26 protein-coding genes and 1 other annotated feature are annotated in these 26,756 nt (G+C 36.8%); all 26 genes read left to right on the top strand.

The features are described from left to right. Nucleotides 1–48: 48 nt before the first annotated feature. Nucleotides 49–1,209: a radical SAM family heme chaperone HemW gene (gene hemW / locus CWR48_RS09415; protein ID WP_115772976.1), complete on the top strand. Its 1,161-nt coding sequence runs from the start codon at nt 49–51 to the stop codon at nt 1,207–1,209. Nucleotides 1,210–1,299: 90 nt separating this feature from the next. Continuing rightward, the gene (gene hrcA / locus CWR48_RS09410) at nt 1,300–2,331 is read left to right on the top strand and encodes a heat-inducible transcriptional repressor HrcA (protein WP_115772975.1); all 1,032 of its coding nucleotides are present in this window, start codon (nt 1,300–1,302) and stop codon (nt 2,329–2,331) included. A gap of 128 nt (nt 2,332–2,459) precedes the next feature. Continuing rightward, on the top strand, nt 2,460–3,014 hold the full coding sequence (gene grpE / locus CWR48_RS09405) for a nucleotide exchange factor GrpE (protein WP_115772974.1): 555 nt from the start codon (nt 2,460–2,462) through the stop codon (nt 3,012–3,014). Between the two features lie 30 nt (nt 3,015–3,044). After that, nucleotides 3,045–4,886: a molecular chaperone DnaK gene (dnaK, locus tag CWR48_RS09400; protein ID WP_115772973.1), complete on the top strand. Its 1,842-nt coding sequence runs from the start codon at nt 3,045–3,047 to the stop codon at nt 4,884–4,886. 352 nt (nt 4,887–5,238) lie between these two features. Next, nucleotides 5,239–6,372: a molecular chaperone DnaJ gene (gene dnaJ / locus CWR48_RS09395; RefSeq protein WP_115772972.1), complete on the top strand. Its 1,134-nt coding sequence runs from the start codon at nt 5,239–5,241 to the stop codon at nt 6,370–6,372. A 63-nt stretch (nt 6,373–6,435) separates the two neighbouring features. Then, on the top strand, nt 6,436–7,377 hold the full coding sequence (gene prmA / locus CWR48_RS09390) for a 50S ribosomal protein L11 methyltransferase (protein ID WP_115772971.1): 942 nt from the start codon (nt 6,436–6,438) through the stop codon (nt 7,375–7,377). A 35-nt stretch (nt 7,378–7,412) separates the two neighbouring features. Then, on the top strand, nt 7,413–8,177 hold the full coding sequence (locus CWR48_RS09385) for a 16S rRNA (uracil(1498)-N(3))-methyltransferase (protein WP_115772970.1): 765 nt from the start codon (nt 7,413–7,415) through the stop codon (nt 8,175–8,177). 29 nt (nt 8,178–8,206) lie between these two features. Continuing rightward, complete coding sequence (gene deoC / locus CWR48_RS09380; RefSeq protein WP_245976775.1) at nt 8,207–8,878, top strand: deoxyribose-phosphate aldolase; 672 nt, start codon at nt 8,207–8,209, stop codon at nt 8,876–8,878. A gap of 144 nt (nt 8,879–9,022) precedes the next feature. Next, nucleotides 9,023–9,199 carry a 30S ribosomal protein S21 gene (gene rpsU, locus CWR48_RS09375; RefSeq protein ID WP_010650937.1) on the top strand — a complete coding sequence of 59 codons (177 nt, stop codon included), beginning with the start codon at nt 9,023–9,025 and terminating at the stop codon, nt 9,197–9,199. A 15-nt stretch (nt 9,200–9,214) separates the two neighbouring features. After that, complete coding sequence (locus CWR48_RS09370; RefSeq protein ID WP_115772968.1) at nt 9,215–9,661, top strand: GatB/YqeY domain-containing protein; 447 nt, start codon at nt 9,215–9,217, stop codon at nt 9,659–9,661. A gap of 262 nt (nt 9,662–9,923) precedes the next feature. Beyond that, nucleotides 9,924–11,258, top strand: coding sequence for an NfeD family protein (locus CWR48_RS09365; RefSeq protein ID WP_115772967.1), 1,335 nt, complete (start codon nt 9,924–9,926; stop codon nt 11,256–11,258). Between the two features lie 27 nt (nt 11,259–11,285). After that, on the top strand, nt 11,286–12,281 hold the full coding sequence (floA, locus tag CWR48_RS09360) for a flotillin-like protein FloA (RefSeq protein WP_115772966.1): 996 nt from the start codon (nt 11,286–11,288) through the stop codon (nt 12,279–12,281). Nucleotides 12,282–12,311: 30 nt separating this feature from the next. After that, a complete protein-coding gene (locus CWR48_RS09355; protein WP_115772965.1) occupies nt 12,312–12,851 on the top strand; it encodes a hypothetical protein in 540 nt (179 codons plus the stop codon). A gap of 521 nt (nt 12,852–13,372) precedes the next feature. After that, complete coding sequence (yqfC, locus tag CWR48_RS09350) at nt 13,373–13,663, top strand: sporulation protein YqfC (protein ID WP_115772964.1); 291 nt, start codon at nt 13,373–13,375, stop codon at nt 13,661–13,663. Between the two features lie 15 nt (nt 13,664–13,678). After that, a complete protein-coding gene (gene yqfD, locus CWR48_RS09345) occupies nt 13,679–14,878 on the top strand; it encodes a sporulation protein YqfD (RefSeq protein ID WP_115772963.1) in 1,200 nt (399 codons plus the stop codon). 2 nt (nt 14,879–14,880) lie between these two features. Continuing rightward, nucleotides 14,881–15,840, top strand: a complete 960-nt coding sequence (locus tag CWR48_RS09340; protein ID WP_115772962.1) for a PhoH family protein — start codon at nt 14,881–14,883, stop codon at nt 15,838–15,840. Nucleotides 15,841–16,046: 206 nt separating this feature from the next. Next, the gene (locus tag CWR48_RS09335; protein WP_115772961.1) at nt 16,047–18,215 is read left to right on the top strand and encodes an HD family phosphohydrolase; all 2,169 of its coding nucleotides are present in this window, start codon (nt 16,047–16,049) and stop codon (nt 18,213–18,215) included. Further along, entirely contained in the window at nt 18,216–18,680 is a 465-nt protein-coding gene (gene ybeY / locus CWR48_RS09330; RefSeq protein WP_115772960.1) for an rRNA maturation RNase YbeY, read from the top strand. Next, nucleotides 18,670–19,032: a diacylglycerol kinase family protein gene (locus CWR48_RS09325; protein WP_245976774.1), complete on the top strand. Its 363-nt coding sequence runs from the start codon at nt 18,670–18,672 to the stop codon at nt 19,030–19,032. Before ybeY ends, CWR48_RS09325 begins: the two co-directional genes overlap by 11 nt. A gap of 582 nt (nt 19,033–19,614) precedes the next feature. Next, entirely contained in the window at nt 19,615–20,520 is a 906-nt protein-coding gene (era, locus tag CWR48_RS09320) for a GTPase Era (RefSeq protein WP_115772958.1), read from the top strand. Between the two features lie 99 nt (nt 20,521–20,619). Then, a complete protein-coding gene (locus tag CWR48_RS09315; RefSeq protein WP_115772957.1) occupies nt 20,620–20,763 on the top strand; it encodes a YqzL family protein in 144 nt (47 codons plus the stop codon). Between the two features lie 54 nt (nt 20,764–20,817). Further along, nucleotides 20,818–21,561, top strand: a complete 744-nt coding sequence (gene recO, locus CWR48_RS09310; protein ID WP_115772956.1) for a DNA repair protein RecO — start codon at nt 20,818–20,820, stop codon at nt 21,559–21,561. Nucleotides 21,562–21,626: 65 nt separating this feature from the next. Continuing rightward, nucleotides 21,627–21,796 (top strand) — a binding site (T-box leader). 122 nt (nt 21,797–21,918) lie between these two features. Next, nucleotides 21,919–22,797 (top strand): glycine--tRNA ligase subunit alpha, encoded by an 879-nt coding sequence (glyQ, locus tag CWR48_RS09305; protein ID WP_115772955.1) that lies wholly within the window; start codon nt 21,919–21,921, stop codon nt 22,795–22,797. Continuing rightward, a complete protein-coding gene (glyS, locus tag CWR48_RS09300; RefSeq protein WP_115772954.1) occupies nt 22,798–24,882 on the top strand; it encodes a glycine--tRNA ligase subunit beta in 2,085 nt (694 codons plus the stop codon). 198 nt (nt 24,883–25,080) lie between these two features. Beyond that, nucleotides 25,081–25,710: a transcriptional regulator CcpN gene (ccpN, locus tag CWR48_RS09295; protein ID WP_115772953.1), complete on the top strand. Its 630-nt coding sequence runs from the start codon at nt 25,081–25,083 to the stop codon at nt 25,708–25,710. A 29-nt stretch (nt 25,711–25,739) separates the two neighbouring features. Continuing rightward, nucleotides 25,740–26,549, top strand: coding sequence for a pyruvate, water dikinase regulatory protein (locus CWR48_RS09290; protein ID WP_115772952.1), 810 nt, complete (start codon nt 25,740–25,742; stop codon nt 26,547–26,549). Nucleotides 26,550–26,756: the final 207 nt, after the last annotated feature.

Below are 26,756 nucleotides of genomic sequence, written 5' to 3'. Positions count from 1 at the left end.
TTATGGATGACGAAGCTATCTAAGTATATATGTAAGGAGCAAAAATATATGAACGAGGTACAATCTGTCTATATTCATATTCCGTTTTGCCAGCAAATGTGTCATTACTGTGATTTTGTTAAATACTTTTATAATGAAAAACTCGCCACAGAGTACATAGAGGCATTGGCAAATGAAATCAATACGAATATTGCAGGAACAAAGAATAAAATAAGAACAATTTACATTGGCGGGGGAACGCCATCTGCGCTTAATTTACAGCAATTACGTTCATTGCTCACGATTATTGATACGAAATTTGATATTGCGAGCTGTGAAGAGTTCACCATTGAAGTAAACCCAGGAGACATCGATGATGAAAAAACAAAATTACTGAAAGACTTTGGTATAACGCGTATTTCCTTTGGTGTACAAGTTATGGATGATAAATTACTTACGGAATTGGGAAGAATACATCGTGTCAGTGATGTGTATCATACGGTAGATTTATTAACAAAACATCAGTTTTCCAATATTAGCTTAGATCTGATTTATGCTTTGCCCAATCAGACGGTAGATCAATTTAAACAATCATTGGATGAGGTACTCGCATTTAATTTACCGCATTATGCAACATACGGCCTTCAAATCGAACCAAGGACAGTATTTTACCAGCGCCATAAGAAAGGACTACTCCACCGTCCTTCAGAAGATGATGAAATAACCATGTATGAAATTTTAAAACAAACGATGAAAGCAAATGGTGTCCGCCAATATGAAATAAGTAACTTTGCGAAACCAGGATATGAAAGTAAACATAATTTAACCTATTGGAGCAACGGCTATTATTATGGTTTTGGCGCGGGGGCGCATGGATACTTACCGGATCAGCGGATAACGAATTTAAGACCATTGCCAGCATACAAGAAAGAAGCAATGACTAGTGGAAGACCAATATTACAAACCGAAGAAATTACACTGAAGGAAAAATTAGAGGAAGAAATGTTTTTAGGATTAAGAAAAATAGCTGGGATCAATAAACAATCTTTTACACAGAAATATGGTTTCCCACCAGAAAAATTGTACAAGCTGGAGATTACGGACCTTGTCGACCATGAGTTACTAAAGGAGTCAGAAACAACAATCCAATTAACAGACAAAGGAATGTTATTAGCGAATCAAGTGTTCGAGAAATTTATGTTAGAAGATTCCGACTTAGTAGGGATTTAGGTCAAGATTATTGACCTAAAAACGAGAATTTGATACTATAATAATAGTATTAGCACTCAAGTCACTCGAGTGCTAACAGAGGTGAACATCATGTTGACAGAAAGGCAGCTATTGATATTACAGGTTATTATTGATGAATTCATCGAGACGGCTCATCCAGTCGGCTCACGAGCAATTTCCAAGAAAGGAACAATACCATATAGTGCTGCGACAATTAGAAACGAGATGGCAGATTTAGAAGAGATGGGTTTTTTAGAAAAAACACATTCCTCATCAGGCCGTATCCCTTCTGAATTGGGATATCGCTATTATGTAGATCATTTAATTGCTCCAAATCCATTGCATAAAGATGTGAAAATCATTAAAAGCATTATTGAAGAAGGTTTTTATGAGTTTGAACAAATCGTTCAAATGTCAGCGGAGATTCTATCTGAGCTTACGAATTATACATCCATTATTTTAGGACCAGAGTTAATGGAAACAAAGCTGAAGCAATTACAAATTGTTACACTATCTCCACAAACTGCTGTAGCTATTTTAATTACAGATACAGGGCATGTGGAGCATCGATCATTTAAAGTGCCAACTGTGATTAATCCATCAGATATGGAGAAAATGGTAAATATTTTAAATGACCGCTTAACAGGTGTACCAATTGTCCGCTTGAATGAAATTTTTCATCATGAGGTTGCACAATTGATGAAAATGTATATTCGCGATTATGATCGTTCATATGAATATTTACAAGAAATCTTCGTTTATGATCATCCGGTTAAGTTATATATAAGCGGTAAATCAAATATTTTAATGCAACCAGAATTTAATGATGTTGGTAAAATACGTACCTTCTTCACGATGATGGAAAATGAAAATGAAGTGGTTAACCTTCTAAGAAATTCGCAGCATGGGATCAAAGTTACGATTGGCAATGAGAACGAAGTTGAGGCAATTAAAGATTTAAGTCTTATCACTGCTTCCTATCAATTGAATAATGATCAAATGGGAACCATTGCTTTAATTGGTCCAACAAGAATGGAATATCGAAAAGTGATTTCATTATTAGATGGTCTTTCAATGGAAATGACAAATGCTCTATACAAATGGTATCAATTAGATGAATAAGAAATAATGCCATAACGAAAACTGCGGTAAGGTGGGAGCAAACCCGCCTACCACTTTTTTGCGGTGAAATTTTATTTCGATGATTATTCGTGTTATAGTTTTACTTAGTGATTTTGGAGGTGGCAAATTTGGAAGAAAACAAAGAAAAAATACAAGATGAAGCCTTGGAACAGGAAGAAGTGATTGACGCTGTTTCAGATGAAAAAGAAGAATCTATGAACGATCAGGAATTAACCAATAAGCAAATTGAAGCGTTAAAGCAAGAAAAAGATGAAGTATATGGGCGTTTGCTAAGATTACAAGCAGAGTTTGATAACTATAAGAAACGTTCACAAAAAGAGAAAGATGCGGATCGTAAATATAAATCACAAGATGTCGTTGTGGATCTCTTGCCGGCACTCGATAATTTCGAGCGAGCATTAAAGGTGGAAACAACACCAGAAACTTCTAACTTGGTTGAGGGGATAACGATGGTGTATCGCCAATTCCAGGATGCATTGAAGTCACAAGGTGTAGAACCCATTGAAACAGAAGGAAAAGAGTTCGATCCTAATTTACATCATGCAGTAATGCAGATTGAAGATGAAAGTATTGCATCAAATACTGTTGTAGAAGAATTACAAAAAGGGTATCTGTTAAAAGACCGAGTAATACGACCTGCAATGGTAAAAGTAAATAAATAATGAGGCAGTAGTCAAGGAGGAAACAGGATTATGGGTAAAATTATTGGTATTGACTTAGGAACAACAAATTCATGTGTATCTGTTATTGAAGGTGGAGAAGCCGTTGTAATACCTACTCCAGAAGGTAGTCGTACAACACCATCTGTTGTAGCATTCAAAAATGGCGAAAGACAAGTCGGGGAAGTTGCGAAACGTCAAGCAATCACAAACCCGAACACAATCCAATCAATTAAACGTCATATGGGTACAGATTATAAAGTTAAAATAGAAGATAAAGAATATACACCACAAGAAGTATCTGCAATTATTTTACAACATATCAAATCATATGCAGAAGACTATATTGGTGAAAAAGTTGATAAAGCAGTAATCACTGTCCCTGCATACTTTAATGATGCAGAACGTCAAGCAACAAAAGACGCTGGTAAGATTGCGGGTCTTGAAGTAGAACGTATCATTAACGAGCCAACTGCAGCGGCTTTAGCTTACGGTATTGATAAGGCAGATCAAGATCAAACAATTTTAGTATATGACCTTGGTGGTGGTACCTTTGACGTATCAATCTTAGATATTGGTGATGGTACATTTGAGGTTGTTGCAACTGCAGGTGATAATCGCCTAGGTGGAGACGATTTTGACCAAGTAATCATCGATTATATGGTACAAGAATTTAAGAAAGAAAACGGGATCGACCTTTCTAAAGACAAAATGGCTACACAACGTTTGAAAGATGCTGCTGAGAAAGCGAAAAAAGATCTATCAGGTGTTTCTCAAACGCAAATTTCATTACCATTTATCACTGCTGGGGAAGCAGGACCATTACATTTAGAATTAACACTAACTCGCGCGAGATTTGAAGAATTATCAGGAGAATTAGTTGAAAGAACAATGATTCCAACTCGTAAAGCATTATCAGATGCTGGACTCTCAAAAAGCGAAATTAATAAAGTTCTTTTAGTTGGTGGTTCAACACGTATTCCCGCTGTACAGGAAGCAATTAAACGTGAACTTGGACAAGAACCTTCCAAAGGCGTAAATCCGGATGAAGTAGTTGCATTAGGTGCAGCAATTCAAGGCGGCGTACTTCAAGGTGATGTTAAGGACGTATTATTATTAGACGTTACACCACTTTCATTAGGTATTGAAACAATGGGTTCTGTATTTACTAAATTAATCGAACGTAATACAACGATCCCAACAAGTCATTCACAAGTATTCTCAACTGCTGCTGATAATCAAACGGCTGTAGATATTCATGTCCTTCAAGGAGAACGTGAAATGGCATCAGATAATAAAACTTTGGGTCGTTTCCAATTAACGGATATTCCACCAGCACCAAGAGGCGTACCTCAAGTTGAAGTAACCTTCGATATTGATGCAAATGGTATCGTTAATGTTCGTGCGAAAGATTTAGGAACAAACAAAGAACAATCCATTACAATAAAATCATCTTCAGGCTTATCAGATGAAGAAGTAGAAAAGATGATTAAAGAAGCTGAAGAAAATGCAGAAGATGATAAGAAACGTCGTGAAGAAATTGATCTTCGTAATGAAGCAGATCAATTAATCTTTACAACAGATAAAACAATTAAAGATTTAGCTGATAAAGTTTCAGAAGATGACAAACAAAAAGCTGAAGCGGCGAAAACGGAGTTAAAGACAGCATTAGAGTCTGGCGACGTTGAGCAAATCAAAGCGAAAAAAGAAGCATTACAAGAGCAAGTACAACAATTATCAGTGAAGCTATATGAACAACAAGCTCAACAAGCACAACAAAACGCTGAGGGCGCACAAGATGATTCAGCTTCACAAAATGATGATGTGGTTGATGCAGATTATCAAGAAGTCGATGACGATAAAGATAATAAATAACATCGACTTTTGATGAACAGAACAAAAGCATAGGCGATTCAATGTTGACTTAGATTGTCATAAGGTGAGTAAAATAGCGCCAACGCTTTAGCTTTTGCTCTGTACATGGCAAATAATGAGTTAAAGATGATCCACACTAATATTTATATAATTTCCTAAGCTATGAATGAGTCAAAGTCAGGATTCTCTTGACTTTGACTTTTTTCTCGAATGGCATTCATAGCTAACAGGTGCGTCATTGATCGACCCTTTAAAGCTGGATAAAATCCAAGTTTATACCTCATTTGCTTTAAATGAATAAAAGATGCTATTATTAAACTTATGCAATCGTGTATCGGGAGAGTGATGAAAGTTGAGTAAACGAGATTATTATGAAGTACTCGGAATAGAAAAAAATGCAACACCGGAAGAAATAAAGAAGGCATATCGAAAGCTAGCAAGAAAATACCATCCAGATGTTAATAAAGAAGAAGGCGCAGAAGAAAAATTTATCGAAGTAAAAGAAGCATATGAAGTGTTAAGTGATGATACAAAACGTTCACAATATGATCAATTTGGTCATGCTGGCGCAAGTGGTCAAGGCTTTGGCGGATTTGGTGGAGCACAAGACTTCGGTGGATTTGGTGATATATTTGATATGTTCTTTGGTGGCGGCGGTGGTGGAAGAAGACGTGATCCAAATGCCCCAGCGAAAGGTGCAGATCTTCAATATACAATGGTATTAGATTTTGAAGAAGCAATTTTTGGAAAACAGGTTGATATTAATATTCCGAAAGAGGAGAACTGTGATACTTGTAGCGGTACTGGTGCAAAGCCAGGTACGAAAGCACAAACATGTTCACACTGTAATGGTTCAGGTCAATTGAACCAAGAACAGAACACACCATTCGGGAAAGTAGTAAATCGAAGAGTCTGTCATTATTGTCAAGGAACAGGTAAAATTATTCCTGAAAAATGTAATACATGTGGTGGTAGTGGAAGAATTAAAAAGAATAAGAAGATCAACATTAATATCCCAGCGGGCATCGACGAAGGACAACAAATTCGTGTTTCAGGAAAAGGGGAAGCGGGTCTGAACGGTGGACCAGCAGGAGACTTATTTGTTGTAATCCAAATTAGATCCCATGAATTTTATGAACGTGATGGGGATAATATCTATTGTGAATTACCTATAACCTTTGCGCAATCAGCACTTGGAGATGAAATGGAAGTGCCAACTGTCCATGGAAAAGTTAAGCTTAAAGTGCCAGCAGGAACACAAACTGGTAAAACCTTCCGTTTAAGAGGAAAAGGTGCGCCAAATGTTCGTGGACGCGGTCAAGGGGATCAATATGTTAAAGTTAGAATAATGACACCTACTAACTTAACTGATAAACAGAAATCATTATTACGTGAATTCAATGAAATTGGTGGGAATGAGTCGACAGATGAGCAAGATGGTTCTTTCTTCCAAAAGTTTAAAAACGCATTTAAAAATAATGATTAACGATCGTTGCAATCGCAACGTCGTCTACATATATGAACCATCATTATGAAAGGAGGAAGCAGCTTGAAATGGTCTGAAATTTGTATTCACACAACAAATGAAGCAGTTGAGCCAATTTCTAATATTTTACATGAAACAGGTGCAAGTGGTCTTGTAATTGAAGAGCCATTAGAATTAGTGAATATGGAAGATACCCCGTTTGGAGAGATTTATGAACTAGATCCAAATGATTTTCCAGATGAAGGGGTACGAATTAAGGCGTATCTGCCAATGAATAGTTTCTTAGGAGAAACTGTCGCAGAAATTAAACAGGCGATTAATAATTTATTGGTTTACGATATAGATATCGGCCAAAACCATGTAACATTAAGTGAAGTGCATGAAGAAGAATGGGCGACTGCGTGGAAAAAGTATTATAAACCGGCAAAGATTTCTGAGAAGATTACCATTACTCCGACATGGGAACAGTATACCCCAGTAGATAGTGATGAAATTATTATTGAACTGGATCCCGGTATGGCATTCGGTACTGGTACACATCCAACAACGGTACTTAGTGTTCAAGCGTTAGAAGCATATTTAAAAGAAGGAGATACCGTAATTGATGTCGGGAGTGGCTCCGGTATTTTAAGTATTGCATCCGTACTGCTTGGCGCAAGTGAAGTACATGCATTCGATTTAGATGACATTGCAATTAAAAGTACGACGATTAATGCAAAAATCAACAAAGTAGACAATAAAATCATTGCAAAGCAAAATAACTTGTTGGATCAGGTAAATAAAAAGGTAAATATTATCGTTTCTAACATTTTAGCGGAAATTATTGTTCGTTTTGTTGATGAGGCATGGGACAACCTTGAAGACGGAGGTCTATTTATTACTTCTGGTATTATTCAAGGTAAAAAACAACTTGTATTTGATCGCCTGAAAGAGAGTGGCTTTGAGATTCTTGCAATTAATGAAATGGAAGATTGGATTTCCATTATTGCGAAGAAAACCCTCTAATATCGTATTGAATTGATTAAAAGTAGGTGCAGACTATGCAGCGTTACTTTATTCCGCAAACAGATTGGGAAGGTAATGAAGTAAGGATTAAAGGTGATGACGCACATCATATTACCCGTGTAATGCGTAATAAGGTCGGCGATCAAATTATTTGTAATCATGAAAACGGCAGCGCAGCGATTTGTGAAATCACATTGCTTGATCAACATTATGTTGCCGCCATTGTGATTGAATGGAAACATGAAGAAGTGGAGTTGCCGATTGACGTCACAATTGCGCAAGGATTACCTAAAGGCGATAAATTTGAACTGATTTTACAAAAAGGGACAGAACTCGGTGCACATGCGTTTATCCCAGTTAAAATGGACCGTTCTATTGTTGTGTGGGACGGGAAGAAAACAGAAAAGAAATTGACTCGTTTTGCGAAAATTGTAAAAGAAGCGAGTGAACAAAGTCATCGAAATAAAATTCCAGAAGTTACGTTACCATTAACGATACTAGAGTTAATCAATGAATCAACAAACTATGATGTGAAAATTTTTGCCTATGAAGAAGAAGCAAAGGTGGAGGCACATCAGTCATTCGCTGAAATCGTAAATCGGATTGCTCCTAAACAACGTGTTCTCGTTTGTATTGGTCCAGAAGGTGGGTTTTCTGATCAGGAGGCAGCGCAATTAAAGCAGTACGGCTTTAATTCTGTAAGGCTTGGGCCAAGAATATTACGAACAGAAACGGCTTCATTATATGTATTGGCAAGTTTATCCTATCATTTTGAGGAATTGAACGGTAATAATGTATAATTTGAATTAAATAGAAGGGAATGAAGGAATTGGACAAAAAATTAGCAAAATATATCGATCATACACAATTAAAGCCTGAAACAACAAAAGAAAAAATTAAACAAATTGTAGATGAAGCAAAAGAATATGAATTTGCTTCAGTTTGTGTGAATCCATACTGGGTTCCATATTGTCATGAAGAGTTGCAACATACATCTGTTAAAGTATGTACCGTTATTGGTTTCCCATTAGGTGCATCATCTACGAATACAAAGGTATTTGAAACAGAACAAGCGATTAAAGACGGTGCAGATGAAGTTGACATGGTTATCAATGTCGGTGAACTGAAATCGGCTAACTATGATGTTGTGGAAGCAGATATTGCTGCAGTAGTTAACGCTGCAAAAGAAAAGGCACTTGTCAAAGTAATTATCGAAACTTCTCTATTAACGGACGATGAAAAAGTTAAAGCGTGTGAATTAGCAAAAGCAGCAGGCGCAGATTTTGTAAAAACATCCACTGGTTTTTCTGGTGGCGGTGCAACGATCGAGGATGTTAAATTAATGCGTGAAACAGTAGGAACTGAGATGGGTGTAAAGGCATCTGGAGGTGTTCGTGACCTTGAAGCAACAAAAGCAATGATTGCTGCTGGTGCCACTAGAATTGGTGCTAGTGCAGGAATTGCAATTGTGAATGGCAGCGGGGATTCATCTGATTATTGATCCTTGCTTCTTTCAGAATAATTGCTATCAAAATATTTTGTTGACCTATAAGTAAGAATATATTATACTTTAAACAGGCATATGATAATTGAATGCATATGTCTGTATAATCTTGTTTTATGCTTCGGAGGGAGGGAAATTAGCATGTCAAATACAACTCGCGTTCGTAAAAACGAGTCTCTTGAAGATGCTCTTCGTCGCTTTAAACGTAGTGTGTCAAAAAGCGGTACACTACAGGAATATCGTAAGCGTGAACACTATGAAAAACCTAGCGTTAAACGTAAGAAGAAATCTGAGGCAGCTAGAAAACGTAAATTCTAAAGAGGGTGCATTTAAATGTCATTACTTGATAGATTAAATCAAGATATGAAGCAAGCGATGAAACAGAGAGACAAAGAGACCCTCAGTGTTATCCGTATGGTCAAAGCTTCCATACAAAATGAATTAATCAATCTAGGTAAAGCGACACTTTCAGAAGATGAAGAATTAACAATTTTGTCACGAGAGGTTAAACAACGTAAAGATTCCCTCCATGAATTTAAAAAAGCTGGACGCGATGATCTTGTTAACAAGGTTGAAAATGAACTTACTATTGTTCAAGCATATATGCCCGAACAACTTACTAAGGAAGATTTATTAGTAATTGTTCAGCAAGCGATTCAGGAAGTTAATGCTACATCCAAGAAAGATATGGGTAAAGTGATGAGCGCAGTTATGCCTAAGGTAAAAGGTAAGGCAGATGGCTCTCAAATAAATGAACTTGTATTACAACAATTAAATTAACGTTATGAAAAGGTCCTTATTGTAATTAATAAGGACCTTTTCATTATTTTATCCCGTATGTAATTGTTCGTTCAACTGAATATGTTGTTATTTGTTTCGCTGACCGGTTGATTATGATACTATCTAGATAGTGTTAGTAGTTTACCTGCATATTCATCATGCCCTCAATGATGAAAGTTGTTCTTATGCTAATAAAAATGAAACCATTTCATATTTTGTTCGTAATATTAGTTAAGCAGAAGCAAAAAGGGGGTGATAAATAATGCCAGGTAAAAGAATTACAATGAGTATTCTAATAATTGCGGTTACTTTCATGGCATTTCAAACGAACTTAATTTTAATTCAGGCGGAAAATGATGATGATAGTGGAAAAACAGTCTATGTAATCCCGATTGAACGAGAAGTTGAGCGTGGATTAGAAGGATTTCTAACCCGAACTGTCAAGGAAGCGATTGAATCAGGAGCAGATCATATCATTTTCGAAATTGATACACCCGGAGGCAGAGTCGATTCAGCGGGACAAATTGGTGAACTGCTACAGAGTATTGACATCCCTACAACATCCTTCATTGTACATGAAGCACTTTCTGCTGGTTCATACATCGCGTTACATATGGATTATATATACTTCAAGCCTAATGCAACAATGGGGGCGAGAGGTGTCATCACGAGTGATGGAAATGCTGCTAATGATAAAGCACAATCTGCCTGGCTTGCTGCGATGCGAAGTGCTGCAGAATCGAAGGGAAGAAATCCGCTTTATGCAGCTGCAATGGCAGATCCTACTATTGATCTTCCAGAATACGACGCACCTAGTGGGGAGTATCTAACATTGGGACCAAATCGGGCATTGGAAGTAGGTTATGCAGATGGAATTGTCAATGATAGGGTGGAGCTATTACATGAGCTAGGTTTATCTGGCGCAACTATTGTGGAAATAAAACCAACGATTGCGGATGAAATTGCAAGGTTCATCACGAATCCGATAGTAATTCCAATCCTGTTATCTGTAGCTAGCTTAGGACTTATCGTTGAATTATATTCACCTGGTTTTGGGGTTCCAGGAATAATGGGGATTATTGCACTACTATTATTTTTCTATGGACATATTGTCGCAGGGTTAGCAGGAATGGAAGCAGTAATATTACTCCTTCTTGGTATTGGATTGATTATCCTTGAGCTCTTTATACCCGGTGGAATTGTTGGCTTACTAGGAACTGCTGCAATATTAGGGTCGTTGTTCATGTCGGGCTATAGTATTAGCCATATGGCGATGAGTATAGCAATCGCCTTTATTGTCGCAATCATTGTTGGTGTAATTTTGTTTAGAAGAATTGGTCTGGATAAAGGTGTTTTTAAACATATTATTTTGCGGGATCAGACAACAACAGAGCTTGGCTATGTATCATCTGTAGGTCGTTTAGAATTAATTGGTTTAGAAGGTGTTGCAGTAACACCATTGCGTCCTTCTGGCATTGGATTGTTTAATGATGAAAGGATAGATATTGTAACAGAAGGAAGTTTTATTGACAAAGACAAACCGATAAAAGTCATAAAAGCAGAGGGAATTCGGGTTGTTGTGAAAGAAGTTATCTAAAAAATAGATCATATGGGAGGAATTTGGATGAATTTAGAAACGATTATACCGTTAATTATTATTGCTGTTATTATTATTGCAATAGCGATATTATTTACATTCGTACCAGTTGCACTCTGGATTAGTGCATTAGCGGCAGGGGTTAAGGTAAGTATATTCACTTTAATTGGGATGCGTTTACGTCGGGTTGTTCCAAGCAGAGTAATCAATCCACTTATTAAAGCACATAAAGCTGGATTAAATGTGACAACGAATCAATTAGAAAGCCATTACTTAGCAGGTGGAAATGTAGATAGGGTTGTAAATGCTCTAATCGCTGCACACCGAGCAAATATTGCCCTGCCATTCGAACGTGGCGCTGCCATTGATTTAGCGGGACGTGACGTATTAGAAGCAGTTCAAATGAGTGTAAATCCAAAAGTAATCGAAACACCATTCATTGCAGGAATTGCAATGGATGGGATTGAAGTGAAAGCACTAGCGAGAATTACTGTTCGTGCCAATATTGATCGACTTGTCGGTGGTGCTGGTGAAGAGACAGTTATTGCCCGTGTTGGTGAAGGGGTAGTAAGTACAATCGGTAGTTCGGAGACACATAAAAAGGTACTAGAAAATCCAGATTCAATTTCACATACGGTACTTGCAAAAGGATTAGATGCAGGTACAGCATTCGAAATTCTCTCGATCGATATTGCCGATGTTGATATCGGAAAGAATATCGGTGCTATTTTACAAACTGACCAAGCAGAGGCAGATAAGAATATTGCACAAGCTAAAGCGGAAGAACGTCGCGCGATGGCAGTTGCCCAAGAACAAGAAATGCTTGCACGTGTACAAGAAATGCGCGCGAAGGTTGTAGAAGCAGAGGCAGACGTACCACTTGCATTAGCAGAAGCATTACGTTCTGGAAAAATGGGTGTTATGGATTACTTGAATTACGAAAATATTAATGCAGACACAGATATGCGTGATACAATTGGGAAATTAACCAAAGAAAACAATGATGAAAATGGTAAAAATTAAGAAGATAAATATGGATAAAGGAGGGGTTTGATGGGTGGATTTTTTCAATTAATATTTGATAATATCTTTGTCGTTATCATTATTATTTCTGCAATCATGGGGTTATTTGGGAAAAAACCAGAGGATGCAGAAAAAAGAAAGCATCAAAACAATCGTCCCAAGCCTGCTCCAAATCCCGTGTCCAGAGGTCAACAAAACGCGAGACCAGAACCAAGTCGCACAACTGGATCAAAGCAAACGAGAGGCAATGTACCAAAACCTACAAAACCAATGGTGTCAACAATATCTATTGAAGAGCAACAAAAAGCTCAAATGGAACGTCTAAAGGGTACAATTAATTCGGGAGAAAACAATGCAATTGATGATTTATCCCATCATGCTTTTGTGGAAGACCCAATTACAACATCGATAAATGAGTTATCAAAAGTACAAGCAAATTATAAGAAACAGATTCGTACGAACTTAACGCGAAAAGGATTAGTAAATGGCATCATCATGTCTGAAGTATTAGGCTCACCAAGAGCACGAAAACCTTATCAAAGTATAGTCGAACAGAGAAAAAAATCCTAACCTAAAAAAGTCATTTGTAGCTGCGCTGTAATGCGTACTACAAATGACTTTTTTTCTATATACATATTATTATTCAAGATGCGTAGTTGATGTAAAGTGCGGACTAGTGACAATAGTAATTTTAGATTTTGCCAGCAGTTACTATTCGTACGAGGGTCTCCAGTATTTTGCTACAATCGACGTCGATAGTCAGTGGTTTTGTCATTCTTTTGACGCTAGATTCTGCACTACCCCCAGCGGAAAAAATACACGAAGACTCCTGCGGGAAGAAGAGCCTAGGTGAGACTCTGAAGTGCGATAGCACAAAGAGGCTCGCCAGCTCCCCGCGGAAAGCGAAGTGTATTTTTGGAGCGGTGGATCAGGTAGCAAAATATCATCCTAAGTTAGTCCGCACTTTATCTAAACAGCAGCTATCTCTGTGAACTGAACTTTATTATTGAATTAATTTTATCCCCCTAGTTTGTTTAGTTCTTATCTTTTCTTCTAATTCATAAATATGAATATGAGAGGGTGAGGCATCTATGAGTAAATGGCAACAACGCGTTCGTACTTTAATGGTAAATTATCTTGCACTTCCTTCTGACGTCATATTAGAGCTACCTCGCATTACAATTATTGGACAAATCCATGTTTATATAGAAAACCATCTAGGCTTGGCAACTTATTCCGATACAGAGCTCAAATTAAAAATGAAACAAGGATTCGTCCAAATCAAGGGTTCGTCATTTGTTATCAAAATGATGCTACCTGAAGAAATACTATTAGAAGGAAATATTACAGATGTTACGTTTTTACCAGATAATACGGATTAACAAGTGGGGGAGAACATGAAACCAATCCAAGGATCATTTATTACAGGATATGTATCCATTTTAATTAGAGGCGATCAACCTGAATTATTTTTTCAAGTCTGTTCAAATCATGGTGTAACGGTATGGGATATAAAGAAACATGGGCCAGATGTATGTGAAGGGAAAATTAAATTAGGAGATGTAAAACTTGTTAAGAAAGTCAGGCGAGGAACAGGTTTTAAAGTATCGTTTGTTCAAAAAAAGGGCTACCCATTCTTACTTAAGCGATTTACAAGAAAACGACCACTCATTATCGGACTATTACTTAGTTTTCTTCTTATTATCTTTTTATCGAATATTATTTGGGATGTTAAGATAACCGGCGTTCCGAAAGATATTGAGGAGAAGATTAGCAAACAATTAAATCAGTATGGTGTACATCCTGGTGCGTGGATTTTTTCTTTGCAGTCACCAAATGCAATTCAGCAGCAATTGGTGAAGGATGTACCAGAGCTCTTATGGGTTGGTGTCGACCAAAAGGGGACAACCTTTTATCTTGAAGGCGTAGAAAAAATCATTGTAAAAAAGGTACCAGCGGGCGAGCCAAGAAATTTAGTAGCCAAAAAGAATGGTGTCATTAAAGATCTTTATGTTTCAAAGGGAATTCCCCGAGTAAAGGTAAATGACTATGTTGAAAAGGGAGATCTGCTAGTGTCAGGTGTGATTGGCGAAGAAACGGGTGAGAATAGGACAACAGAACTCGTTGCAGCGGATGGAGAGATTACTGCAAATACATGGTATGAGGTTGCTGTAACGATTCCACTTCGTTATCGTGATGAGCAAGTGACCGGTAATAATGAAAGTAAATTTTTTCTTAAAATAGGGAACTTTCAATTGCCGATTTGGGGATTTAGACCTCCGGATTATACGGATATCCACCGAGAAACAATGGAAACACCAGTACGGATTTTTAAGTGGGAATCGCCATTAGCCGTAGTGGAAAATGTATTAAGTGAAAAGACGTATAATGAACGGGAGAGAACAAAAGAAGAGGCAATAAAAATTGGCATTGAGCAAGCAAAGGCTGATTTACAATTGGAATTAGGTCCAGATGCAAAAATTATGACAGAGAAAGTTTTGCATGAAACCATGGACCATGGTAAAGTTAAATTAAACTTGTATATTACAGTTGAGGAAAATATTGGTCAGACACAACTTCTAAATCAAGGAGACTGATTATGTCAGAAAACTTAACCGAAATTGATTTACAACTAAATGATCCGAATGAAGTGTTGGCTTTATTTGGAACCAATGATAAATATTTAAAGTTATTAGAATCGCAACTTAAAGTTTCCATCGTTTCGAGAGGAGAACAAGTTCGTGTATCCGGTGAGAAGCAAGCAATCGCATATGTACAAGCGATTTTCAATGCACTATTAGCGGTTATCAGAAGAGGACTTACGATTTCTGAAAGGGATGTCGTTTACGCAATTGATTTAGCAGTAAAAGGAAATATCAACCAATTTGAAACCCTTTTTGAGGATGAAATTACGAAGAATGTTAAGGGAAAACCAATTCGAGTTAAAACCTTAGGTCAGAAGGGTTATATTACGTCGATAAAATCAAGTGATCTTGTTTTTGGAATTGGACCTGCCGGAACTGGAAAAACATATTTAGCCGTCGTAATGGCTGTTAAAGCATTAAAGGATGGTAAGATCAAGAGGATTATTTTAACACGTCCTGCCGTCGAGGCTGGGGAAAGTTTGGGCTTCTTGCCTGGAGACCTCAAGGAGAAAGTAGATCCATACCTAAGACCATTATACGACGCTTTACATGATGTACTTGGTGCGGAGCATACATTACGTCTAATAGAGAGAGAGACCATCGAAATTGCACCACTTGCATATATGCGTGGACGAACGTTGGACGATGCTTTTGTTATATTGGACGAGGCGCAAAATACGACACCTGCACAAATGAAGATGTTCTTAACTCGTCTCGGTTTTGGTTCGAAAATGGTCATTACAGGTGATATTACGCAAATTGATTTGCCAAAAGGAGTCACATCTGGGCTGCAAGTTGCAGAACAATTATTAAAACGTGTAGATGGAATAAAATTTGTACACTTAGACCAAACCGATGTTGTTCGGCATCCGTTAGTACAAAAAATCATTGCAGCATATGAGAATGATAATTAGGTTTGATTAATGTAATTGAGAACCTCGAAATGTAGATGGGTTTATTTTATAATAGGAAATTATAAAAATTATCCTTTTATCATTCTCTTGACAAGCCAGACCACGTCTAGCCCCCGCGCCAGCGCCTAGTGAAACTTCGCAGTCCAGTCGTCGCTGAACGGGCGCTTGTGCTTTCGTTCTTAGCTTAATTTAAATGGGGTGTTGAGATGAAGAAGAAAGTAAGAAGGAACAATAAGTTAGAAGAATTTATAAAGAAAAAAAAATATGTTATTTCTATTAGTTTATCCGCTGTTTTACTTGGTGTTTTTTTCTTTTTCATAACATTAAATAATGTACATACGGATACATATGATATGGAACGATTTAGTATGGCAAATGAAACGATTCGTTCACCAGTAACGATTGAAAATGAGCAGGAGACGGAAAAGAAGGTAAGGGAGACGGTCCAAGCAGTACCGGATCGCTATAATATTTCAACAGAAATATCAGAAGAACGGATCAATTATGTGGAGGAAGTCTTCGATGCCATTGCCACACTAGAAACAGAAGAAATATCGGAATCTAATGAAGACGAGAAAACAAATGAGGGATCAAATACAGATAAGATTGCACCTTTGTCGAATCAGGAAAAGGTCAATCGGCTTACCCAAATATTATCCGAACCAATCATCAAGTCATTGGATAATGAAACGCTCATACAGCTTATTATGACACCTAAAAATGAGCGGGAGGCCGGAAAAGGGTTAATTGTTGAGAACTTAGAGATAGTGCTAAATAATGGCGTTCGCACTGAGAATATCCAATCGGCAATTTCGGAAATAGAGCAAAGTATCAAGTATGCATCGCTTAATGAGGATCTGAAAGAGCCACTAATGGAGCTTGGCAAATTTGCTATCGTTGAAAATTCATTTTTTGATGTTGAGAAAACACAAGAAGCAAGAAAAGAAGCTGCAAGTAATGTAGACCCAGTGGTCATTCGAGCTGGTGAAGTCATTGTGCAAGAAGGACAAACCATTACAAATGAAATCTACGAAGAATTAAATTTAGTCGGTTTACTTGACGGACAGCGTAATTTTTTCCCTGCAATTGGACTTTCTCTATTAATTATTTTAATAAGCAGCACGATTGGCTATGAGCTATACCTATTAGCAAGGGAAAATATGCTTGAAAAAGGAAAGCTTATTTCTATTATTGGCATTAGCATCTTGGTTATCACCTTACTAAAGCTTGTAAGTTTATTTCCTATCTCGGAGAATCAAATATTTTATATCGTCCCAATTGCAACGGGTGCCTTTTTACTTAAATTACTGATTAATGAACGAGTTGCGATTATATTTGCAGCACTTTTTTCTATATTAAGTGGGATTATTTTCAATGGAGAAATTCCTGGTTCATTAAATGTTGAAGCTACAATTTATTTCTTCTTCTCCCAGTTAGCTGCAATTACGTTCCTAACGAATGTAAAAGACAGGACATCCATTTTAAAATCGGGAATCGGTGTAATCATTGTCAATCTAATTACTATATTATTATTTGTATTTCTATCTTTCGAAAAATATGATTTAATTGATTTATTAATTCAATCCATTTTCGGAATTGTTTCAGCATTTTTATCGATTGTCTTAACCATCGGATTGATTCCATTTTTCGAATCGGTGCTTGGCGTATTAACAGATATGAAATTATTACAACTATCAAATCCGAACCAGCCATTACTTAAAAAACTATTAACGGAAACACCTGGAACCTATCATCATTCGGTCATGGTCGCAAATATTAGTGAAACAGCCTGTGAGGCAGTAGGGGCGAATGGGTTATTAGCAAGAGTTGGGGCATATTACCATGATATTGGTAAAACGGTTCGACCACAATACTTCATTGAAAACCAAATGTCAAATCGTAATCCACATGATTTCATTGATCCGCAAGAAAGTGCTAAAATAATTATCAGTCATCCATATGATGGTGCAAAACAATTAAGAAAATATAAGCTACCAAAGGAGATTATTGATATTGCCGAGCAGCATCATGGAACATCCCTATTAAAATTCTTTTATTATAAAGAAAAGGAAAAGAATGGGAAAGTTGACGAGACAATCTTCCGTTATCCGGGACCGAAACCACAAACAAAAGAAGCGGGAATCATTTGCATTTGTGATTCTGTCGAGGCGGCGGTTCGATCATTGAATGAGCCGACAGAGGATAAAATTGAAGAAATTGTTGCATCGATTATTAATGATCGGATGACGGATGGCCAGTTGGATGAAAGTCCATTAACATTAAAAGAACTAAAAATAATTAATCGAACCATTTGTGGAACATTGAAGGGGATTTTTCATTCTCGTATTCAGTATCCAATGAAGGAGGCAAAATAAATGTACATTGATTTTATTGATAAAACCAAATCCGTACCATCAGATTACATTGATTTATTACACCGTTTGATTACCTTTGCTGCTGAGCAAGAAGGGATTTCAAGTGAGGCGGAAATATCGATAAATTTTGTTGATAACAAAGAAATACAGGAGCTCAACCGGAATTATCGCCAAAAGGATGCACCAACAGATGTTATTTCGTTTGCAATGCAAGAAATGTTGGATGATGAAATAGAAATTATTGGTGAGGAGCTGCCGTTAACATTAGGCGATATTGTTATTTCGATTGATAGAGCAAAGGAGCAAGCGGTTGATTATAATCATTCCTTTGAAAGAGAACTAGCATTTCTAGCTGTACATGGATTCCTTCATTTACTCGGTTATGATCATATGAATAAACCCGATGAAGAAAAAATGTTTAAACGCCAGGATGAAATCTTGGGTGAATTCGGCATTGAAAGATAAGCGCAAAAAGATTGGCTTTTCATATGCATGGAATGGAATCCTTGCTACCATAAAGACCGAAGCGAATTTTCGACTTCATTTAGTTGTAGCAATCCTTGTGGTGATTTGCTGCTTTATCTTTGAAATCACGCGTATCGAATGGGCGATTATTCTGCTCACGATAGGGCTCGTACTTGTAACCGAGCTCACAAATAGTGCAATCGAAAAAATAATCGATTATCTTCGACCGGAAATACATCCTGCTGCAAAAGTAATCAAAGATGTTGCTGCAGGATCGGTCCTTATAGCTGCAATAATCTCGGTTATCATCGGTTGTATCATTTTCATACCGAGACTAATCGGGTGGATGTAATCATTTGAGGCAGCTTTCTAAAATAATGTTGCTTTTCAAGTGAAGGAAAATAATTAGCAGTAAATATAATGTACGGAATAAATTAGGATGATATTTTGCTTCTTTGGCCGTCGCTACAGAAATACACTTCGCTTCCCACAGGAGTATCAGTGTATTTCTTCTACTGGGGATTGTGTAAAATTTAGAATAAAAGAATGGCAAACCCACGTACTATGACGTTTATTATAGTAAAACACTGAAGACTCATATGTGAAAAGAAACTGCTTGCCAAATCTGCAATCACAATTGTCATTAATTCGCAGTTTACATCAGGACCAACTAACGACACATAATGAAACTGTGTCATGTCTACCCCACAAGCTTGTGGGGTTTTTATATGGTTTGCAGTATAACGCAGCTTTTGTATTATTTTAATTAAATCAAGAAATTATTAAAAGCTTTTGTCGGAAAGATGAAACGAAGTTCTAATTGTAGTATGATGAAGTATAACAAAAGTGTTTGCTCACATTTAGCGAAAAGAAATTCCGCTAAATTATTTATACTTTCTATAACTATAAAGTAAATCGCCTCGGAGGATACAACATGGAAACTAATACATTTAAATCAGGATTTATCGCTATTATTGGCAGACCAAACGTAGGAAAGTCGACTTTCTTGAATCGCGTAATCGGTCAAAAAATCGCAATTATGAGTGATAAGCCACAAACAACTAGAAATAAAATTCAAGGTGTATTAACAACAGATGATGCACAAATCGTTTTTATTGATACACCGGGTATTCATAAGCCAAAACATCGTCTAGGTGATTTTATGATGCGGATTGCAGAGAATACGCTAAATGAAGTAGACGCCATTATTTTTATGATTAATGCGAAAGAAGGATATGGCAAGGGTGATCAATATATTTTAGATAAATTACAGTCCGTTAATAGTCCTGTATTTCTTATTATCAATAAAATAGATTTGATCCATCCAAACGATATATTGCCTTTAATAGAACAATATAGCAAAAAAGGGAAGTTTGAGGAAATTATTCCGATTTCAGCACTGGAAGGAAATAATGTCGACCATCTACTAGATGTAATTAAGAATCATATTCCAGAGGGACCACAATATTATCCAAGTGATCAAGTAACGGACCATCCAGAGAGATTCATCATTACAGAATTAATTAGGGAAAAGGTTTTAGAGCTGACGAGAGAAGAAGTTCCACACTCGATTGCTGTTGTAATGGAGAACCTTGAAAAAAGGGATAATAATACGATTTTCATTCAAGCAATGATTATTACGGAAAGAAGCACTCAAAAAGGAATTTTAATTGGAAAGCAAGGAAGTATGTTGAAAAATATTGGGAAAAATGCCAGAAAAGATATCGAAGCGTTACTTGGCTCAAAAGTGTATCTAGAGTTATGGGTCAAGGTGAAGAAGGATTGGAGAAATAAGCAAAGTCAGCTAAATGAATTTGGATTTAAAAACGATGAATATTAAGATATGGTAATATTTTATACTTATGATTTGTACAAGCGGGGTAAAGCTAATAGTAGGCAAATTTTTCAGCTTTAATAAAATAGAAAGGTGGGGTTTCTTGTGGAAGAACTAACTTGGAAGCTATTTAGTCAGACAGGAAACATTGAAACCTATTTATTATTAAAAGAATTAGAAAATGGGTTAAACCAACCAGAGCTTGGGACTGTAATTGATAATATATTATCCATTGATACGAATAGGTAAATTTCACGCGTTAAATGTTTGTTCTTTTCTGCTGCAATAAGAAAGGTGAATATTGTGCTTGAAAAAATAGAAGGAATCGTTATAAAGACACAGGATTATGGCGAGTCACATAAAATAATTACTGTTTTTAGTAAAAGGCTTGGAAAGTTTACCGCCCTTGCTAAAGGAGCAAAGAAACCAAAGAGTAGAATGGCTGCTGTGACACAGCCATTTATCTATGCACAGTTTTTCGTCTATGTAAATAAAGGGTTAAGTACGATTCAACAGGGAGAAATAATCGATTCCTTCCGTCCAATTCGGGAGGATATTGTTAAGACAGCTTATGCTGCCTATATTATGGAGTTAACCGATAAATTACTCGATTCACAAGCACCAGATGCCTACCTTTTTGATCAATTATTTAGGACGATTACCTGGATTGCAGAAAATGAATTGGCGGAAGTGCCAATGATGATGTATGAATTGAAATTATTTAAAAAGGGTGGATTTGCACCAACGGTTAATGCGTGTAGTAATTGCGGGAGCAAAGAATTGCCATATTCGTTTTCCATTGCGGAAGGTGGGTTCCTTTGCAAGCGATGTGTGCATCTTGATGAATATGCTATTCCGCTATCAGATTCACTCTCAAAAATGCTGTATATCTTCTTGAATTTGGGGCTGGAAAGGGTGGGAAATATCACAATAAAGCCTGACAGCCTCAAATTATTACGGCATGTGCTCGACACGTACTATGACCAATATGGTGGGTATTATTTGAAATCGAGAAAGTTTTTAAAGCAACTTGATTTGCTCCGATAAATTGCTTTTATTGACAGAATGGTAGCGATGAAGTATGATTTGTACATATTTTAATAACATATAATTGTTTTGCAATGATGGAGAAGAGTACCAAAATATTTTCTATTGAAGCGAGCCTGGGATAGTGGGAGCTAGGTAATAGTGTTTTTTGGGAAAGGCACTCTGGAGCAAGCTAAATAAAGTGGCTCAAAATTTGAGCAACTAGGGTGGAACCGCGGTAAAAACCGTCCCTATGCCTATATAATTTTATATAGGCATAGGGACGGTTTTCTTTTTTAAAAGTTATGAAAACCTTTTTCACTAAAATTGTGCAATGAAGATTGTTACTAAAAATATAGTTAATGGAGGTTAGCGTGGATGAATATCCAGGAAATGATTTTAACATTACAGAAACATTGGTCAGGTCAAAATTGTATTCTCGTGCAAGCATATGATGTCGAAAAGGGTGCTGGAACAATGTCACCAATGACATTGCTACGCAGCCTAGGACCGGAGCCGTGGAAAGTCGCATACGTGGAACCATCACGTAGACCTGCGGATGGTCGTTATGGTGAAAATCCGAATCGCTTGTATCAGCATCACCAGTTCCAAGTAATCATGAAGCCTTCACCAGATAATATTCAAGAGCTTTATTTAGATTCACTGAAGAAATTAGGAATTGATCCATTGAAACATGATATTCGTTTTGTTGAGGACAACTGGGAGAATCCAACATTAGGTGCAGCAGGTCTAGGATGGGAAGTATGGCTGGATGGCATGGAAGTAACGCAATTCACTTATTTCCAGCAAATCGGTGGACTTGAAGCAAGCCCAGTTACTGTTGAATTAACATATGGGGTTGAACGACTTGCTTCTTACATTCAAGACAAGGAAAATGTCTTCGATTTAGAATGGACGACAGGTGTAACGGTTAGGGATATCTTCTTTCAACCAGAGTATGAGCATTCAACATATACGTTTAAGGAATCAAATACAAAGATGCTCTTCCAATTATTTTCCATGTACGAAGAAGAAGCAAAGACAACGATGGAAAAGGGACTCGTTTTCCCCGCATATGATTATGTTCTGAAATGTTCACATACCTTTAATCTACTTGATGCAAAAGGTGTTATCTCTGTAACAGAGCGAACTGGCTATATATCAAGAATTAGAAATTTGGCAAAGAGTATTGCAAAAACATATGTTGCTGAAAGAGAACGTCTCGGATTCCCAATGTTAAAAAAGGAGGAGAAATAAATGGCTAAAGATGTCATAATTGAAATTGGTTTAGAGGAGTTACCCGCACGCTTTATCGATGATGCTGAAAAGCAGTTTCTTGAAAAGGCTGCAAATACATTAACAGAATTACGAATTCCTTATGATTCCATTACCTCCTTTTCTACGCCAAGACGTCTAGCAGTGCAAATTCAAGGGGTTGCAGCGTTTCAAACAACGATTGAAGAAGAAGCGAAAGGACCCGCTGAAAGCATTGCAAAGGATGCTGACGGTAATTGGACGAAGGCTGCAATTGGCTTTACGAAGGGGCAAGGCAAAACACCTGAGGATATCTATCTTAAAGAAATAAAAGGGATAAATTATATCTTCATTAAGAAGCATATTGAAGGTAAGCCGACAATGGAATTATTACCAGTGTTTAAAGAAATTATTGAAGGTATCCAATTTGGCAAGAACATGCGTTGGTCAACAGAAACACTTCGATATGCAAGACCAATTCGTTGGTTGGTAGCACTATTCGGTAATGAAGTAATTCCATTTGAAATCGCTCATGTTCAAACAGGGAATAAGACATTTGGTCATCGCTTTTTAGGTAAAGAAATTATCCTTGACAATCCTTTACAATATCAATCGGCATTACTAGAAAGTTATGTCATCGTTGATTCTAAAGAACGAGAACGGTTGATTTTAGAGGGAATTCATCAATTAGAAGAAAAAGAAGGCTTTACAATTCCAGTTGATCCAAAACTTTTAAATGAAGTGAAGAATTTAGTAGAATATCCAACCGTTTTCCTTGGATCCTTTGAAGAAGAATATCTAGTGCTTCCTTCTGAAGTATTGATTACTTCAATGAAAGAGCATCAACGTTATTTCCCTGTTATTTCAAAAACGGGAGAATTATTACCACATTTCATTGGTGTTCGAAATGGCGATAAAGAGTGGATTGATACGGTTATTCGTGGAAATGAGAAAGTACTCCGTGCACGTCTAGCGGATGCGAAGTTCTTTTATGAAGAAGATCAGGAGCAATCCATCGATTTCTATTTGGAAAAATTAAATCGTGTGGTATTCCAGGTGAAATTAGGAACCATTAGTGAAAAGGTCGAACGTGTCGTTCACATTACGAAACAACTAACGAGCTTATTAGAACTTGATGAGACAGTGAAGAAACACGCAGCAAGGGCAGCGGAAATCTCTAAGTTTGACCTTATGACAAACATGGTAAATGAATTTACAGAATTGCAAGGCGTCATTGGCGAGAAATATGCGAATAGCTTCGGTGAAGATCCTGTGGTGGCAAAAGCAATTAATGAACATTATTTACCAAGACAGGCAAATGGTGCTTTGCCTGAGAGTATTGTTGGTGCAATTGTCAGCATTGCTGATAAAATCGATACGATTGTTGGTTGTATCTCTGTTGGTCTGAAACCAACGGGCTCTCAAGATCCGTATGGTTTAAGACGTCAAGCTACAGGTATATTACGAATTCTTTCAGCAAGGAAATGGAATATTTCACTAGAAAAAATCATAGAGATTACCCAATCCTTGTATCAAACATTATCGATTGAACAAGCAGAAGCAGATGAAGTAACAAGAGAACTCCATGAATTTTTCCAGCTTCGTGCCACATTCCTATTAAAAGAATTAGCTGTTGAACAAGATGTTATCCAGGCTGTCGTTAGTAAAGAAATTGGTATGTTCGACTACACAGAGGAAAAGGCAAAATTACTTTCTGTTAAGCGGAATGATGAAGCATTTAAATCGGTTCAAGAAGCACTCGTTCGTTTGCTGAATTTAGCGAATAAGATTGATAAAATGTTTGTTGATCCAAACATATTCGAAACCGATTCAGAGCGGGCACTATTTGAGCAGTATGAAAATAGTATCACAGCATATGATGAGGCAAATGCGAACAAGGATGCACAACAGGCACTTAGCGTTCTAAGTGGATTAAGTGGACCAATCCATGCGTTCTTTGATAATAACATGGTAATGGCTGATAATATCGAAGTAAGAGATAATCGATTAGCATTAATCAACCGAATTGCAGCATTGATTTATGATTTCGCTGATTTATCCCTCATTGAGTGGAAACAACATTTTTAATATATCGCTCAGAAGGTTTAGTAGATTATTGCAGCGATAGGTCAGATCTCAGTTGTTATTATTTCCTAGTATTTGTAAAACAATAATTATTATAAAAAGCCTTTAATATTCAATGAGTATGACATAATTTCCCTTTTTTCCATTTATAGACTATAATAATTAAGAATAGTATGGCAGAATAGCCTGGGTGGTGTGGAAGTGGAATTATCGAATAGACAAGAAAAGATAGTGGAGATCGTAAAGGGGAACGGACCAATAACTGGGGAGCGAATAGCGGAAAAGTTAAATTTGACAAGGGCAACATTGCGTCCGGATTTGGCTATCCTCACGATGTCCGGATTTCTCGATGCAAGGCCACGTGTTGGCTACTTCTATACGGGAAAAACTGGATTTGAATTAATAACAGACAAAATAAAGAAATACAAGGTCCATGAATTTCAACGAATTCCAATTATCGTAAAAGAAAACACATCGGTGTATGATGCAATTTCTATGATGTTTTTGGAAGATGTTGGCACATTGTTTGTAGTAAATGAGAAGTCATGTTTAACTGGAATTCTTTCACGGAAGGATTTACTCCGAGCAAGCATCGGTCAAAAGGATTTGAATGCAATTTCCGTGCATATTATCATGACAAGAATGCCAAACATAACGGTCTGTCGCAAGGATGATTTATTGCTTGACGTTGCAAATAAATTAATCAACAAACAAATTGACTGTCTACCTGTTGTCAAAGATACAGAGAATGGCTTGGTTGTAATTGGTCGCGTCACAAAAACAACGATAACACGTGCATTTGTTGAACTAACCAATGAAAAAGAGTTATAAATTTATCTGAGGATGAAAGGAGTTTATTCATGCATACGAGTCCTATTGTCTATGTCATTTCTGATTCTGTTGGTGAAACCGCAGAGTTAGTAATTAAAGCAGGTTTGAGTCAATTTAATAGCCATGAATATAGAATAAGTCGATTTCCATATGTTAATGATAAAGGCACGATTGATGAGGCTTTACAGCTGGCAAATGAAAATTATGGAATCATTGGCTTTACATTAGTTGATCCAGTGCTTCGAAATTATTTGAATGATAGGGCAAAACAAATGGGAATTGAAGCAATTGATATTATGGGGCCAATGATTGCTTCGATGGAACGGGCATTTAAAGTTAAACCAAGACTTGAAGCAGGACTTGTCCACAAACTAGATGAGGATTACTTTAAGCGAATTGAAGCAATCGAATTTGCGGTGAAGTACGATGATGGCAAAGATCCACGGGGAATATCGCGAGCAGATATCATTTTGATTGGTGTTTCTAGAACATCGAAAACACCGCTATCACAATACTTAGCGAATAATAGCATTAAGGTTGCGAATGTCCCAATTGTTCCTGAAGTTAATCCTCCGGAAGAGTTATTTGAGGTTGATCCAGCGAAATGCTTCGGATTAAAAATTAGACCAGAACAATTAAATGAAATTAGAAAAGAACGGCTGAAAGTACTAGGACTTGGTGGTCAAGCGACCTATGCAAATTTAGAACGAATCAATCAAGAAATTGATTACTTCGATAAAATTGTGGAAAGAATAGGTTGTAGAGTGATTGATGTATCAAATAAAGCAGTTGAAGAAACAGCGAATAGTATTTTACAGTTAATAAAGGATGAAAGATAAAGAAAAAAACATTCTACTACATTCTAAGTAGAATGTTTTTTATTCTGTTTTAGAAATTAAAGCATTTATATAGAAATATTTCTTAAATTGTATTATAATAATCATTTGTGTAAAGATATAGGTATTCCTAATTTATTTATTAGTTGATATTCTGAAAAGTAAAACATTCAAGATAAAGCAGGAATTGAACCGTATTGTGTAGAATTA

It is taken from the genome of Oceanobacillus arenosus, assembly GCF_003369575.1.
In the GTDB taxonomy this organism is placed as follows: domain Bacteria; phylum Bacillota; class Bacilli; order Bacillales; family Amphibacillaceae; genus Oceanobacillus; species Oceanobacillus arenosus.
This window is presented reverse-complemented; position numbering and strand designations above follow the sequence as displayed.

What these genes read in the sequence shown, in the direction of transcription:
- hemW (WP_115772976.1), top strand. Translation starts at nt 49, where the DNA reads ATGAACGAGGTACAATCTGTCTATATTCATATTCCGTTTTGCCAGCAA.
- hrcA (WP_115772975.1), top strand. Translation starts at nt 1,300, where the DNA reads ATGTTGACAGAAAGGCAGCTATTGATATTACAGGTTATTATTGATGAA.
- dnaK (WP_115772973.1), top strand. Translation starts at nt 3,045, where the DNA reads ATGGGTAAAATTATTGGTATTGACTTAGGAACAACAAATTCATGTGTA.
- CWR48_RS09385 (WP_115772970.1), top strand. Translation starts at nt 7,413, where the DNA reads ATGCAGCGTTACTTTATTCCGCAAACAGATTGGGAAGGTAATGAAGTA.
- rpsU (WP_010650937.1), top strand. Translation starts at nt 9,023, where the DNA reads ATGTCAAATACAACTCGCGTTCGTAAAAACGAGTCTCTTGAAGATGCT.
- CWR48_RS09370 (WP_115772968.1), top strand. Translation starts at nt 9,215, where the DNA reads ATGTCATTACTTGATAGATTAAATCAAGATATGAAGCAAGCGATGAAA.
- CWR48_RS09365 (WP_115772967.1), top strand. Translation starts at nt 9,924, where the DNA reads ATGCCAGGTAAAAGAATTACAATGAGTATTCTAATAATTGCGGTTACT.
- floA (WP_115772966.1), top strand. Translation starts at nt 11,286, where the DNA reads ATGAATTTAGAAACGATTATACCGTTAATTATTATTGCTGTTATTATT.
- CWR48_RS09355 (WP_115772965.1), top strand. Translation starts at nt 12,312, where the DNA reads ATGGGTGGATTTTTTCAATTAATATTTGATAATATCTTTGTCGTTATC.
- yqfC (WP_115772964.1), top strand. Translation starts at nt 13,373, where the DNA reads ATGAGTAAATGGCAACAACGCGTTCGTACTTTAATGGTAAATTATCTT.
- yqfD (WP_115772963.1), top strand. Translation starts at nt 13,679, where the DNA reads ATGAAACCAATCCAAGGATCATTTATTACAGGATATGTATCCATTTTA.
- CWR48_RS09340 (WP_115772962.1), top strand. Translation starts at nt 14,881, where the DNA reads ATGTCAGAAAACTTAACCGAAATTGATTTACAACTAAATGATCCGAAT.
- CWR48_RS09335 (WP_115772961.1), top strand. Translation starts at nt 16,047, where the DNA reads ATGAAGAAGAAAGTAAGAAGGAACAATAAGTTAGAAGAATTTATAAAG.
- ybeY (WP_115772960.1), top strand. Translation starts at nt 18,216, where the DNA reads ATGTACATTGATTTTATTGATAAAACCAAATCCGTACCATCAGATTAC.
- era (WP_115772958.1), top strand. Translation starts at nt 19,615, where the DNA reads ATGGAAACTAATACATTTAAATCAGGATTTATCGCTATTATTGGCAGA.
- glyQ (WP_115772955.1), top strand. Translation starts at nt 21,919, where the DNA reads ATGAATATCCAGGAAATGATTTTAACATTACAGAAACATTGGTCAGGT.
- glyS (WP_115772954.1), top strand. Translation starts at nt 22,798, where the DNA reads ATGGCTAAAGATGTCATAATTGAAATTGGTTTAGAGGAGTTACCCGCA.
- CWR48_RS09290 (WP_115772952.1), top strand. Translation starts at nt 25,740, where the DNA reads ATGCATACGAGTCCTATTGTCTATGTCATTTCTGATTCTGTTGGTGAA.